General features: G+C 46.7%; 12 protein-coding genes. 8 read left to right on the top strand and 4 right to left on the bottom strand.

Annotated features, from left to right (window positions below):
- Window positions 1-19 precede the first annotated feature (19 nt).
- The 6 genes from cysT to KDW99_RS02790 all read left to right on the top strand — a co-directional run bounded on the left by cysT (window position 20) and on the right by KDW99_RS02790 (window position 5903).
- A complete protein-coding gene (gene cysT, locus KDW99_RS02815; RefSeq protein ID WP_255827812.1) occupies window positions 20-880 on the top strand; it encodes a sulfate/thiosulfate ABC transporter permease CysT in 861 nt (286 codons plus the stop codon).
- 9 nt (window positions 881-889) lie between these two features.
- Window positions 890-1771: a sulfate ABC transporter permease subunit CysW gene (gene cysW / locus KDW99_RS02810; RefSeq protein ID WP_255827811.1), complete on the top strand. Its 882-nt coding sequence runs from the start codon at window positions 890-892 to the stop codon at window positions 1769-1771.
- Window positions 1768-2889, top strand: a complete 1122-nt coding sequence (locus KDW99_RS02805; protein WP_255827810.1) for a sulfate/molybdate ABC transporter ATP-binding protein — start codon at window positions 1768-1770, stop codon at window positions 2887-2889. Before cysW ends, KDW99_RS02805 begins: the two co-directional genes overlap by 4 nt.
- 218 nt (window positions 2890-3107) lie before the next feature.
- Window positions 3108-4088 (top strand): TRAP transporter substrate-binding protein, encoded by a 981-nt coding sequence (locus KDW99_RS02800; RefSeq protein WP_255827809.1) that lies wholly within the window; start codon window positions 3108-3110, stop codon window positions 4086-4088.
- Complete coding sequence (locus KDW99_RS02795; RefSeq protein WP_255827808.1) at window positions 4085-4597, top strand: TRAP transporter small permease subunit; 513 nt, start codon at window positions 4085-4087, stop codon at window positions 4595-4597. The genes KDW99_RS02800 and KDW99_RS02795 overlap by 4 nt, the downstream gene beginning before the upstream one ends.
- Before the next feature lies 1 nt (window position 4598).
- On the top strand, window positions 4599-5903 hold the full coding sequence (locus KDW99_RS02790) for a TRAP transporter large permease (protein WP_255827807.1): 1305 nt from the start codon (window positions 4599-4601) through the stop codon (window positions 5901-5903).
- Window positions 5904-5948: 45 nt separating this feature from the next.
- Here the strand turns inward: KDW99_RS02790 and KDW99_RS02785 are convergent, their stop codons facing one another.
- Entirely contained in the window at window positions 5949-6872 is a 924-nt protein-coding gene (locus tag KDW99_RS02785) for a histone deacetylase family protein (protein WP_255827806.1), read from the bottom strand.
- 166 nt (window positions 6873-7038) lie between these two features.
- Between KDW99_RS02785 and KDW99_RS02780 the strand changes: the two genes are divergently transcribed.
- Window positions 7039-9432: a bifunctional acetate--CoA ligase family protein/GNAT family N-acetyltransferase gene (locus KDW99_RS02780; protein ID WP_255827805.1), complete on the top strand. Its 2394-nt coding sequence runs from the start codon at window positions 7039-7041 to the stop codon at window positions 9430-9432.
- Window positions 9433-9586: 154 nt separating this feature from the next.
- Here KDW99_RS02780 and KDW99_RS02775 read toward each other — a convergent pair whose 3' ends face one another.
- The gene (locus tag KDW99_RS02775; RefSeq protein ID WP_255827804.1) at window positions 9587-9970 is read right to left on the bottom strand and encodes a septal ring lytic transglycosylase RlpA family protein; all 384 of its coding nucleotides are present in this window, start codon (window positions 9968-9970) and stop codon (window positions 9587-9589) included.
- A gap of 289 nt (window positions 9971-10259) precedes the next feature.
- On the opposite strand from KDW99_RS02775, the gene KDW99_RS02770 reads away from it, so the two are divergent.
- A complete protein-coding gene (locus tag KDW99_RS02770) occupies window positions 10260-11339 on the top strand; it encodes an AbrB family transcriptional regulator (protein ID WP_255827803.1) in 1080 nt (359 codons plus the stop codon).
- A 46-nt stretch (window positions 11340-11385) separates the two neighbouring features.
- On the opposite strand, the gene KDW99_RS02765 is transcribed toward KDW99_RS02770, so the two are convergent.
- Both KDW99_RS02765 and KDW99_RS02760 read right to left on the bottom strand, forming a co-directional pair.
- Window positions 11386-11802, bottom strand: a complete 417-nt coding sequence (locus KDW99_RS02765) for a cytidine deaminase (protein ID WP_255827802.1) — start codon at window positions 11800-11802, stop codon at window positions 11386-11388.
- A gap of 17 nt (window positions 11803-11819) precedes the next feature.
- A complete protein-coding gene (locus tag KDW99_RS02760) occupies window positions 11820-12788 on the bottom strand; it encodes an ABC transporter permease (RefSeq protein WP_255827801.1) in 969 nt (322 codons plus the stop codon).
- Window positions 12789-12792: the final 4 nt, after the last annotated feature.

Below are 12792 nucleotides of genomic sequence, written 5' to 3'. Positions count from 1 at the left end.
GACCCTAATAGGCAAATACATGGCAACACATCTAAGCGCGACCGAGACACGGCCTCGCCACAAGCGAGTCTTGCCCGGACTCAGTTTGAGTTTGGGCACGTCTCTACTGTTTATCAGCTTGATTCTATTACTCCCAATGAGCGGGCTGGTTATGCAATCGGTCGATATGGGCTGGGAAAGATATTGGCAAGTCATCAGTGACGAACGCGTAGTTGCCAGTTACAAAGTAACGCTGTGGGCGGCATTAATCGCCTCTGTTTTTAATGGTTTTTTTGGCCTTCTACTCGCTTGGGTATTGGTGCGTTATGACTTCCCCGGACGCCGTATTCTGGACGCCTTGGTGGATTTACCTTTTGCCTTGCCAACGGCCGTTGCCGGTATCACCTTGGCGACCTTATATGCGCAAAACGGTTGGTATGGTGAAATCCTTGAAAGCCTAGGGCTAAAAGTGGCTTACACGCCTTGGGGCATTGTACTTGCTATGGCGTTTACCAGTATTCCCTTCGTGGTTCGAACCGTTCAACCAGTATTGGAAGAACTGTCTCCAGAAGAGGAAGAAGCAGGAATGACCTTAGGTGCTTCCGATTGGTCGGTATTTCGTCGGGTTATTTTCCCCGCCTTATGGCCAGCTTTGATGACGGGCATTGCCTTGTCTTTCACTCGTAGCTTAGGCGAATTTGGCGCGGTGATCTTTATCGCGGGCAACATGCCTTACGTCAGCGAGATTACGTCTTTGATGATCTTCGTTAGCTTACAAGAGTTCGATTTCCCTGCCGCCAGCGCCATTGCCTCGGTTGTGTTGATGGCGTCGCTAGTCCTCTTGTTCGCCATTAACATTTGGCAGGCACGTTATTTACGTCGTCTTCACGGACGCAGTTAGGAAGCTTATATGTCATCGTCTAAACACTCATCAAACCAACTTAGAGTCGGCGACAGCCCATTGGTGAAATGGTTACTCATTGGTCTCACGCTGTTTTTGACCGCGATTTTGTTAGTCGTGCCGCTGATTGCCATCTTCCAACAAGCCTTTGTGGAAGGCGCAGCGCACTACTTCAACAGTTTGATTGAAGCTGATACCTTGCACGCCATTGGTTTAACTCTGGTGGTTGCGGCGCTAACCGTGCCGATTAACTTGGTATTCGGAGTCATGCTCGCATGGGCCGTAACCCGTTTTGAATTCCCCGGTCGAAAAATCCTAATGACTTTGATGGACATCCCTTTTGCGGTGTCACCTGTGGTGGCGGGCCTGTTATATCTTTTGTTGTATGGCAATAACGGCTGGATTGGCTCTTGGCTTTATGATCAAGACATCCAATTGATGTTCGCTTGGCCGGGCATTGTCATGGTCACCGTGTTTGTGACTTGTCCGTTTGTGGCCCGTGAATTGATCCCGCTGATGCAACAACAAGGTCGAGAAGACGAAGAAGCCGCAGTGATTCTAGGCGCTTCTGGCTGGCAATTATTCCGCCGAGTGACGTTACCAAATATCAAATGGGCGCTGATTTATGGCGTAATTTTGACCAACGCGCGAGCGGTCGGTGAATTCGGCGCTGTGTCTGTGGTGTCCGGCAACATTCGCGGTGAAACCAATACTCTGCCATTACAGGTACAAGCCCAATATGAGGATTATCAAGCCGCTGCCGCGTTTGCTAGTGCCTCGCTTTTGGCAATGATTGCCCTACTTACCTTGTTGCTGAAAGCCTTCATCGAATGGCGTCAGGAACGTAGTTTAAAAATTGAAGCTGAAAAAGAAAGACAGGTGACACAATGAGCATTTTGATTGAAAACATCTCCAAACACTTTGGGCATTTTCAAGCCTTGTCACCTTTGTCATTGGACATCAACGAAGGCGAAATGATTGGCTTGCTTGGACCATCCGGTTCTGGAAAAACCACTTTATTGCGTATTATTGCTGGATTAGAAGGCGCAGACACTGGCCGCATTCAGTTTGGTGACAGAGACGTAACCAACTTACATGTGCGAGATCGTCGCGTGGGATTTGTGTTCCAAAACTACGCCTTGTTCCGTCATATGACAGTGGCGGATAACGTCGCCTTTGGCTTAGAAGTCTTGCCTCGTAAAGAGCGCCCAAGCCCAACCGAAATCAAAAACCGCGTGATGCATTTACTGGAAATGGTACAGCTTGAACATCTTGCCAATCGTTTTCCGTCTCAGCTTTCTGGCGGTCAAAAACAACGTATTGCCTTGGCACGTGCCTTGGCAACACAACCGGAAGTTTTGCTGCTAGACGAACCTTTTGGCGCCTTGGATGCCAAGGTTCGTAAAGAGCTACGCCGCTGGTTGCGCGGATTGCACGATGAGTTAGGTTTCACCAGTGTGTTTGTGACCCATGACCAAGAAGAGGCCTTGGAGCTCTCTGATCGCGTTGTCGTCATGAGTAACGGACACATTGAACAAATCGACCAACCCGGTGCACTTTACGCCTCACCAAATAGCCGATTTGTGTTCGACTTCCTTGGTAACGCCAATGTCTTCGAAGGTAAGGTCGAAAACGGCAAATGGCAAAATCAGCAAGCCAATATCGTTCTGCCAAATGGTGCAGAACAGAAAGACGGCCAACTGTATATTCGCTCTCATGAGTTCTTTGTATCAAGAGAACCAACGGAGCAGGCTAACTTGCCGCTGCGCGTGATTGCCATCAACCCGATTGGCGCCGAAGTGCGTCTAGAGCTCACTCCGATTGATTGGCAAAGCAACGATGTCTGGGAAATCGATCTGCCTCACAAAGCATTCGATAAAAACTGCTTCGAAAAAGGCCAGACCTTATATGTCACACCAAAAGCAGGTTACTTCTTCGCCCATGACGCACAACAACCTGTGCTATTGAATTGGGAAACGGAGAAAATACAAGTCACTGAGCAAGCCTAATAAAAGACAACCTAAGTACGGCATTCAGAGTGCCGTTCTTCTTTTTTTCTGCCCTGCAATGATACGTTTGTTCATCCTATGAACTGAATAAGTGCAAAGAAAGTCCTCCCAAAATCCCCCCGTCGTTTTCCGTCATCCTTTCGCCGCAATAAGTAACATAACCAAAAGGCTAGCGGTCTAGAGTCAATAAACACCAACCTTATAAAGGAAAGAGTAATATGCGTTACTTTAGTCTATTGGCCGCTTCCATCGCCTTGTCCCAAGCTCCATTCGCATTATCCGCCGCTAAATTCGATTTCTCAAACGAGTACAACGCGACATCAATTCATGCTGAAGGGGACAAATATTTCATCGATCAAGTGACTAGACTAAGCAAAGGTGACGTGGATATTACGCTTCACACTGGTGGATCTTTAGGTTTCAAGTCGGCGGATAATTTTTACGCCGTTGCCGATAATGCCATTCAAATTGCAGACACATTGGCTGGCAGCATGGCGGGTATAAACCCAATTTTTCTACTGTCGTCTTTGCCTTTCATCGTTGAAAATGAAGACCAAGCAGAACTGCTTTATCAAATAGCTAAGCCTTATTATCAAAAAGTCTTCGCTCAAAATGGACAAATTTTACTTTACGCTTCCCCTTGGCCTGCAAGCGGTATTTGGTCTCAAAAACCCGTTACTTCAAAAGCAGAGCTCGCCAACTTAAAAATCCGTACTTATGATAAAAATGGCACATTAACACTACGTGAAGCTGGCGCGGAACCTATTAAGCTATCTTGGGGTGATGTTGTACCTCAACTGTCCACAGGTGGAATCAAGGCGGTACTTACTTCTGCTGACGCAGGTGCAAGTGGTAAGTTTTGGGAACACCTTGATAACTACAGCGCCATTCAATACGCCATTCCTCTAAACATGGTTCATATGAACAAAGATGCGTTTGATGATTTATCCAGTGATGAGCAAAGTGCCATTTTGAAAGCGGCCGCGTTAACAGACGAGCATAACTGGAAAACAGTAAGAACGCGCGTAGCAGACAACTACAAAGAACTTTCTGCAAACAATGTAGCCATTCATCAAGATCTTTCAAAAGACTTTATTAGTTGGCTTCAACAGTCAGCAAAACCATCATTGAAAGAATGGTTAGAAGACACAGGGAAATCTGGTAACGATATCATGGCGGATTTTGAGAAAAACAAATGATCATCCGTTCTTTGGCTATATTATCCAGACGGCTGAACCAGCTGTCTGGCGCCTTAGCAATATTGCTTATCGCGTATCTGCTGTGTCACATATTGTTAGAAATTGTCTTACGCTTTTTCGGCACATCAACCTATGTTCTTGATGAGTTCGTTGGTTACGCAATCGCAACGATTACCTTTCTAGGGTTAGGCTACAGCCTAGAAAGAAACGGACTCATTAAGGTCAACATTTTAAGCGACCGACTCCCTGAAAAGTACCATTGGATATTAGATACGTTTATCTCTCTGGTTTCTTTTGCCATGTTTTTTTGGGTTTCATGTTATTGGTACATCAATGTATCCCGAAGCTTTAAGCGCAATATAACCAGTGAGTCTATTGCAGAAACACCTTTGTGGATCCCTGAAGGCATGGTGCTCGTTGGCTTAGGTCTTTTGTGTTTGACGCTCTTTGTAAGAATACTTGTCCTCATATCTACACGCCACGTTCCTCACATCGAGATCAATAAATAAGATGGAAATTGTATTATCAGCCGTTGGCGTTATCGCCCTAATTCTCATGGTTCTCGGGCTTGGTGTTTGGGTATTCTCAGGCCTAGCAATCGTTGCCTTGCTGTCTCTCATTGTCATTGGCGATGTCAGCATGGATCGCGCTGGCGCCATACTCAGCCGCATTCTTTTTCGATCCGCCAATTCTTGGGAATTATCTGCCATCCCGCTCTTTATTTTGATGGGCGAGCTTATCTTTCGATCCAATATTTCAGATAGATTGTTTCGAGGTTTAGAGCCTTGGACGAAAAAAATTCCTGGCGGCATACTTCATACAAATGTGTTTGGCTGCGCACTCTTTGCAGCGGTAAGTGGATCAAGCGCTGCCACCACGGCAACCGTCGGCAAAATCACCACGACAGAGTTGAAAAAGCGTGGTTATGACAGAAGTTTGTCCATCGGATCTTTGGCTGGTGCTGGCAGTTTAGGCCTATTAATTCCACCTTCTCTTGTGATGATCGTTTATGGAATCCAGTCAGAAGTGTCAATCAGTAAGCTTTTTATGGCGGGAGTGTTACCAGGCATTTTAATTGCGACGCTTTATTCTGGCTACATAGTAATAAGAGCCTTGTTAAACCCTTCGTTATGCCCACCTGAAAAGTCCGACACAGCAGGAAAATTAGAAAGCATCTTCCTCCTGTTGCCCGTTATTTCTCTGATCGTCATTGTTATGGGAGCGATTTACTCTGGTATAGCAACACCATCAGAAGCCGCAGCCGTAGGTGTATTTGCGACACTTGTTATTCTAATAAAAGAACGCCAGCTATCTTTTAAAATGATACAAGAAGCCATGATTGCCACCTTGTTGAGTTCAACCATGGTGTGCAGCATATTGGTCTCTGCTGCGCTGTTATCGACGGCAATGGGATTTCTTCACCTACCGTCTGAACTCGCCAGCTATATCGCTAGTTTAAACCTTTCTCCTAGTTTATTGCTGTTAGCGCTGGCGGTATTTTACGTCATATTAGGTTTATTCTTAGATGGCATATCCATTACCGTTATGAGCTTACCTATCACTCTGCCGATTGTTATTTTGGCAGGATTTGATCCAATCTGGTTCGGTATTTTTCTTGTTATACTGATAGAGCTTGGGCAAATTACCCCGCCAGTTGGTTTTAACCTGTTTGTCTTGCAAGGTCTAACCGGTGAAAAGATAGGACAAGTCGCAAAATCCGCTTTCCCTTTCTTTATTTTGATGTGTATTGCGGCTTTTATTCTCTGTCTATTCCCAGAAATAGCTTTATGGCTGCCTAATGCCCTGTCGAAGTAGATTCATCAGACTTTAAATACCTAGCCCTACATTATAGGGCTAGGGTCAAATCCTCATCAAACTACGAATATGACAAAACGCGGCGCGGCCTAGTGCGTCTATGTTGTAGCCACCTTCTAAGACAGACACAATTTTCCCATCACAATGGCGATCCGCTACGTCCATCAACAGATCGGTAATCCAAGTGAAGTCTGACTCGCTCAGTCTAAGTTGTCCCATAGGGTCTTCTTTGTGAGCATCAAACCCTGCGGAAATCATAATCAACTGAGGCTTGAAGGCTTCCAGTGCAGGCAAGAGCTGCTCGGAAATAATGGTTTGAAAGGCTTCACTTCCAGAACCCGCTTCTAACGGCATATGAAGAATATTATCGTGAGAAGCACCCGGATCGCTGTAGGGGTAAAATGGATGTTGGTAGCTGGACGCATAAAGTACTTTGGAATCGGATTTGAAAATATCTTCTGTGCCGTTGCCGTGATGAACGTCAAAATCCACAATTGCCACGCGCTCTAAACCATATTGTTCAATGGCATAACGAGTGCCAACGGCGATATTATTGAACAAGCAAAAGCCCATGGCTTTGTCGACTTCCGCATGATGGCCTGGCGGACGAATGGCGCAAAACGCATTATCCATCTCCCCAGTCATGACAAGATCCACCGCTTTAATCACAGAACCAGCAGCGTACAAAGCCGCATCCAAAGTATGCGGCATCATCAAGGTTTCTGGCTCTAGTTCCACATGACCTTCTTCTGGCGCGCGCGCAAAAATAGAATCCACGTAGGCTTCATCATGGGCAAGGAGAACCTGCTCTCGCGTCGCGGGATCGGATTCCATTCGACGTAGAAAATCCATCAACTGCCCCATGATCAAACGATTCTGAATCGCACCAAGGCGCAGCGGAGACTCTGGGTGATCGTCTCCCATATCGTGCTTGTCGCAATAAGTGTGTGTGATATAAGCCGTTGTCATTAGGTATCTATCTCTACATTATTATTTTTCTGTATCTGCTATAACCGTGCCTTGTATCAAACCACAAACACAGCAAAACAATCTATCCTACCATGGTCTATCATGGCGACAGACGAAGACTGTGCTACTGTCATAAGATGTACATTGAGTTTATGGAGAAGATCAGGTGAGCCAACACGCATTACAATCTCTACTCGCCCCTAAGTCTATGGTGGTTCTCACCGGAGACGATGCGAACGATCCGCTTATGTTGGCATTATTAAGCTCGTTAACGATGGCTCAGAAATCTTGTCCTGTGTCTTTAGCGGGGATTCAACCCGCTATACCAGTCTCCTTTCCATTGGTAGCAAACTTAACAGAATTAACCACCCGCCCAGACATCGCCGTATTAGTTGGCACCCACAACACTCAATCAATGGAAGATATTATCGCTGACTGTGGCGCAGCGGGCATTGGCTCTTTGCTGATGTTGTCGTGGACGGGAGACAGCCAAGAATCCCTAGTTGAAGCGCTGCGCAAACACAATGTGCGCTTACTTGGACCCAACAGCTTTGGGATTTGTCGCCCAAAACAAGGCGTGTTTGCTTGGCTTGGCTTAACGCAACCGCTAACGGGCCGTTTAGCCTTAATGTCACAATCTGGTACGGTCGCAAGCGCCCTTGTGGACTGGGCAACTTGGCAAGGCATTGGCTTTTCGCAAGTGGTTTCCATGGGATCACCTGTTGATGTAATGCCGTCGCAAGTCTTGGATTACTTATCCAATGATTTCGACAGTCAGGCGATTTTAATGTATCTGCAAAAAATTGGTCGCCCAACGCGCTTCCTCAGCAGTCTACGATCCACAGGACGTAGCAAGCCGGTTGCCGTTGTGACAGAACACTCTATTGGCGCCGATGAACGTGTGCTCGACGCGGCACTGAGCCGAACCGGTGCGGTACGTGGTCGACGCTTGAATGATTTGATCGCTGCGGCTTCGGTCATGACCAACGCCCGTCGGGTAAAAGATGGCTCGTTGTTAATTATTGGGAACGGTGCAGGACCAGGCGAGTTAGCCGCACAACGAGCCACAGAGCTGGGGATTGATTTGCTTACTCCAGCTGGCGAGTTGCACAACAAACTGGAATCCACCATGGCAGGCCGAGGTGGCATTGGCCCAGTGACAACCGTTTGGGCAAGTTGTGCAACGGATCTATTCATCGACCTCGCCGCCGATGCGCTAAGCAGTGCAGATTGTGGGGCTGTATTATTAACACTCAGCCCAACCGCTCTCATCGATATCGACTCTTTGTACGATCTCATCATCAAGTTACATCGCACTCAGAAAAAGCTCGTGATGGTCTGTTTGCTCGGCGGTGGCAATATGACCAACATGCGCACACGCATTAATGAAGCGGGTATTCCAACTTTTCGAACCCCAGAAACCGCCGTTGAAGGCTTTCAGTTCTTGGTGCAATTCCAGCGCAACCAATTACTCGCCAAGCAGTCGCCAGACAGTCATGCGTTCCGCTTTAAGATCGATGTCTCAGAAGCTACTAACAAACTTAACCTACTTTACAAACAAGGGGATAAAGCGCCTCATGCAGACTCGTTACGAGATATTTTTGAACTGTTTCATATTCGCTTAATTACTCGTCGTCAGTCGTCAAATCAGTTATCTGCTCCTGTTCATTTACGCGTCTTTCAAGATGCCGTATTTGGCCCAGCTATTGGTTTATCTTTGGAAGGCGCTCAGCAACATAAGCAAGCGGAAGCCGTTGCCTTGCCGCCGCTGAATACCATTTTGGCAAAAGACTTAATACAACGAGCGTTTCCCAGCGAAGAATCTTTTGAATTAGAAAGTCTGCTGCGCAATTTATCCACCATGGTGTGTGAATTACCTGAAATTGAAAGCCTAGAAATGGCCGATGTGAGGCTTCACGACAGTGGCAGTGTTTACGCGGACGTCACTGCAAACCTTCGCCTTTGTAAAAACTGGCGGCGCTATGAGCATCTCGCCATTCACCCCTACCCAAGACAATGGGTATCGGAACGAGTACTAAAAAATGACGAGATCGCCACCGTTCGACCTGTTTTACCAAGAGATTCTGGCATCTTAGCGGATTTTGTCCGCAGCATGTCCCACGAAACCCGCTATTTTCGCTTCATTTCTAATATCGAAGAATTAACCCCTCGCATGCTCGCCAGCCTTTCCCACATCGACTATGACCGAGAAATGGCCTTACTCGCAGTGATTCAACGGGATGGACAAGATTTGCTCATCGGCACTGCGCGCTACATAGATAACTTTGACGATCAAAGTTGTGAGTTTGCCGTCGTGCTTGGCGATGAATTCCAAGGCTTGGGTTTAGCGTCTTACCTGATGCGCCGACTGATGCAAGTCGCCGCAGACAAGGGAATTCGAGTAATGAAAGGTATCGTCTTGGCCGAAAACAAACGCATGATCGAATTCTGCCGTCATTTAGGCTTTTCTATTCAACGCGACCCAGACGATTTTGGTCAAATGGTCGCCAGCATTAAACTGACGCCGAGCTTGCTTGAAAAGTGTCGAGGTGCTTCCTAACTGTGAAATGAAACCGAGACCTTTTTCACAATGTCACGAGCGAAGTCAAGACAAGGCAAAAATAGACGAGAAGGCGGAGTTTATGGGTTATAAATGAGCAATTCGAGTCTATTTTTAACATAGTATTGGCAAGCACAGTAGTTGTGCAAAGGTCTCAACGCAGCACTTCAATCTCAACTTCTATTACACCATCGCGAGTGTTTCCGATTCGTTGGAAGGCGGATTTACTCAGGTCAATAATCCGACCACTAACAAACGGCCCACGGTCATTGACTCGCACTACGACGCTTTTGCCATTGTCGACATTGGTAACTTTGACTTTAGAGCCAAAAGGCAGACGTTTATGAGCTGCGGTCATGGCTTTTTGATCAAACAATTCCCCACTGGCGGTTTTACGTCCTTGGTATTTCATGGCGTAATAACTGGCTCCACCACTTTCTTCGAACCCGACTGAATCTGAACGACTGATTGGACCACTCGCGCAGGCTGTCAAAACGAGAGAAGAGATGACCCAACATAAGATGCTAATTGTTCGCATGGTTTTTTCTTTTCCTTTAAGCGGCATTTTCAGTTGCTGTGCTTTTAACCCCCATAGTAACAGATAGACTTGTCTAACAAACTCAGCCTAACGAAACATTAGTCAGCGTCTTGTCAGTTTTTTGGCGTATCTTGCTATGCTTTACCTTAATGCTCACGACAATTGCCAACATGACAATGCACCAACATAAGTTACGAGCATGCTTAACATCACCAGAGATGCCAATAATGACCGCTCATTTAAGGTATGCTTTGCCTATTAAACCCACTGCTTTTTTCGAAAGATAGACATGACTTCTCGTTTTTTATTGCTTTGTAAAACCCCTTCTCGTTGGCCAACTCCGTGGCGATTATTCGTCTTATTAGCCGTGTCTTTTGTTTTAGTGGTGTGCTTTGAATACGCAAACTTGCCCGCCGCACTCTTGCTTGGCCCTATGATTACAGCCATCACTTTGGCGGTTAGCGGAGCAGGCATGACAATGCCCAAACCACTGTTTTTAATGGCTCAAGGCATTTTGGGCATGATGATAGCGAATAGTCTGCCACTCACAGTATTTACGAAGATTTCTATGGAATGGCCGCTGTTTCTAATCGGTACTGTATCGACCATTGTCGCTTCTAGCTTTTTAGGTTGGCTGCTTAGTCGTAGTGGTTTATTACCTGGCACCACGGCCATTTGGGGCTCATCTCCCGGTGCCGCTTCAGCAATGACCATTATGTCCGAATCCTACGGAGCGGATATGCGACTGGTCGCCTTTATGCAATATTTGCGTGTGGCGTGTTGTGCTGTCGCGGCGACAGTTGTTGCGGCGGTATTTCACGTTGATGGCGTTACTGGTGAATCGATTGATTGGCTCGGCGTGCCTTCATGGTCAGGTTTCGCCATCACATTATCGGTCATCTTGGTGGTGAGCATTATTGGCATCAAGCTTCGCCTTCCCAGCGGACCTTTGCTACTTTCTCTCGCAGTAGGGTTGATAATCAAGTTTACCGGTGTTTTACCTATTGTTCTGCCTCATTGGTGCTTAGCAATCAGCTTTGCCATATTAGGTTGGGGCATTGGTTTTCGTTTCACTCGGCAAGTATTACAACATGCATGGCATGTCTTCCCACACGTGTTAGGCGCGATTCTAGCGCTTATTGCCATTAACGCTTGCTTGGCCATGCTGTTGATTACTTTTGCTGATATCGACCCGCTCACAGCGTTTCTCGCCACAAGTCCTGGTGGTGCTGACTCTGTTGCTATTATTGCCGCATCGACCAGTGCAGATGTGTCTTTTGTCATGGCCATGCAGGTGGCGAGGTTTCTGCTGGTGCTGATTGCTGGGCCAATGCTGGCGCGTTGGCTTTCAAGAAACCAAGACGCCTAAACGAAAAAACCACCCGAAGGTGGTTTTGTAAGCTAACAAATAAATACTAGCTAGCTTGTTCGAGATTTTCTGGGCCAAACGAGAAAGGCAATAGCTCGTTCATCGTAAGAGATTTTCTCACGCCTTCTGCGCCACAAATATGAATCATGGTATCGACAGAAGAGAACTCACGAATTTTCTGGCGGCAACCGCCACAAGGCGTTACCAATTCATCGCCCTTGCCAATCACATAGATGTCTTTGATCTGCGTATCACCGCCAAGCACCATAGAAGCAATCGCCCCCGCTTCGGCGCATGTGCCTTCTGGATAAGCGGCGTTCTCTACATTACAGCCAGAATAAATCTTACCAGCAGCCGTTACTATTGCCGCACCAACAGGAAACTTAGAATAAGGCACATAAGCCTTATCCATTGCTTCTTTGGCAAGATCAAATAGCTCAGTGCTCTGCTTTGTATCAGACATGATTAAAATCCAACATATTAGGCTCGCTCTTTCACGTAAGGGCGGCCAACGGCTTTGGGCCCAATAGCTTTACCAATGAAGCCAGCGAGTAGCAACACAGTTAATACATAAGGCAATACTTCAATTGCCTGAACTGGAACTTCACCAATACCCGGAATAACCACACCTTGCATACGAACAGCAAAGGCGTCCAAGAAACCAAACAACAAACAAGCCAGCAAGACTGGAACTGGGCGCCATTTACCAAAGATAAGCGCTGCCAATGCCATGTAGCCTTTACCCGCACTCATATCTTTCAAGAAGCCAGCGTTATGAGCGGTAGACAAATACGCGCCAGCAAGGCCACATAAAATGCCGCAAATGATCAAGGCACGATAACGAATAAAGGATACTGAAATTCCCGCCGTATCTACCGCATGAGGGTTCTCACCCACCGCACGCAGACGCAAACCGAAACGAGTCTTATAAATTACCCAATAGGTCACAGGCACCATTAAAAATGCCAAATAAACCAAAATATTATGACCACTTAGCAAGTTCGAATAAATAGATCCGATCACAGGCACACTTGCGATTGCATCAGCAAATGGGAAGGTGATGTCTAAGAAACGCGCATCACCAACCAATGCCGGTGTTTGTCCGCCCATACCAAACCAGTGCATAGACAAAGTCACAGTCAAGCCCGCTACAATGGTATTAATCGCCACACCAGAAACGATATGATCGCCTCGGTGTGTGATACAAGCAAAGCCGTGAATCATGGCTAAGCCAACCGAGGCCATTATACCAAAACACAAGCCAATCCAAGCGGAGCCAAAAATAGACGCGGCCGCGGCAGCTGCAAAAGCACTGCCCAAAATTTTACCTTCTAGACCAATATCAACAATGCCTGCGCGCTCAGAATACAAGCCAGCTAACGCCGCAAAAATAAGCGGAGTAGAAACGCGCATTGTCGCGTCTAACATAAGTATCAATGTTTCAAACATAGTT

Origin of the sequence: Marinomonas rhizomae (genome assembly GCF_024397855.1) — a bacterium.
Lineage (GTDB): Bacteria > Pseudomonadota > Gammaproteobacteria > Pseudomonadales > Marinomonadaceae > Marinomonas > Marinomonas rhizomae_A.
The sequence above is the reverse complement of the archived record's forward strand: the minus strand, read 5'-3'. Positions and strand labels throughout refer to the sequence as shown.

Bases quoted from the DNA above. Each gene is read 5' to 3' on its own strand.
- cysT (WP_255827812.1), top strand. From the start codon at position 20: ATGGCAACACATCTAAGCGCGACCGAGACACGGCCTCGCCACAAGCGA.
- cysW (WP_255827811.1), top strand. From the start codon at position 890: ATGTCATCGTCTAAACACTCATCAAACCAACTTAGAGTCGGCGACAGC.
- KDW99_RS02805 (WP_255827810.1), top strand. From the start codon at position 1,768: ATGAGCATTTTGATTGAAAACATCTCCAAACACTTTGGGCATTTTCAA.
- KDW99_RS02800 (WP_255827809.1), top strand. From the start codon at position 3,108: ATGCGTTACTTTAGTCTATTGGCCGCTTCCATCGCCTTGTCCCAAGCT.
- KDW99_RS02795 (WP_255827808.1), top strand. From the start codon at position 4,085: ATGATCATCCGTTCTTTGGCTATATTATCCAGACGGCTGAACCAGCTG.
- KDW99_RS02790 (WP_255827807.1), top strand. From the start codon at position 4,599: ATGGAAATTGTATTATCAGCCGTTGGCGTTATCGCCCTAATTCTCATG.
- KDW99_RS02785 (WP_255827806.1), bottom strand. From the start codon at position 6,872: ATGACAACGGCTTATATCACACACACTTATTGCGACAAGCACGATATG.
- KDW99_RS02775 (WP_255827804.1), bottom strand. From the start codon at position 9,970: ATGCGAACAATTAGCATCTTATGTTGGGTCATCTCTTCTCTCGTTTTG.
- KDW99_RS02770 (WP_255827803.1), top strand. From the start codon at position 10,260: ATGACTTCTCGTTTTTTATTGCTTTGTAAAACCCCTTCTCGTTGGCCA.
- KDW99_RS02765 (WP_255827802.1), bottom strand. From the start codon at position 11,802: ATGTCTGATACAAAGCAGAGCACTGAGCTATTTGATCTTGCCAAAGAA.
- KDW99_RS02760 (WP_255827801.1), bottom strand. From the start codon at position 12,788: ATGTTTGAAACATTGATACTTATGTTAGACGCGACAATGCGCGTTTCT.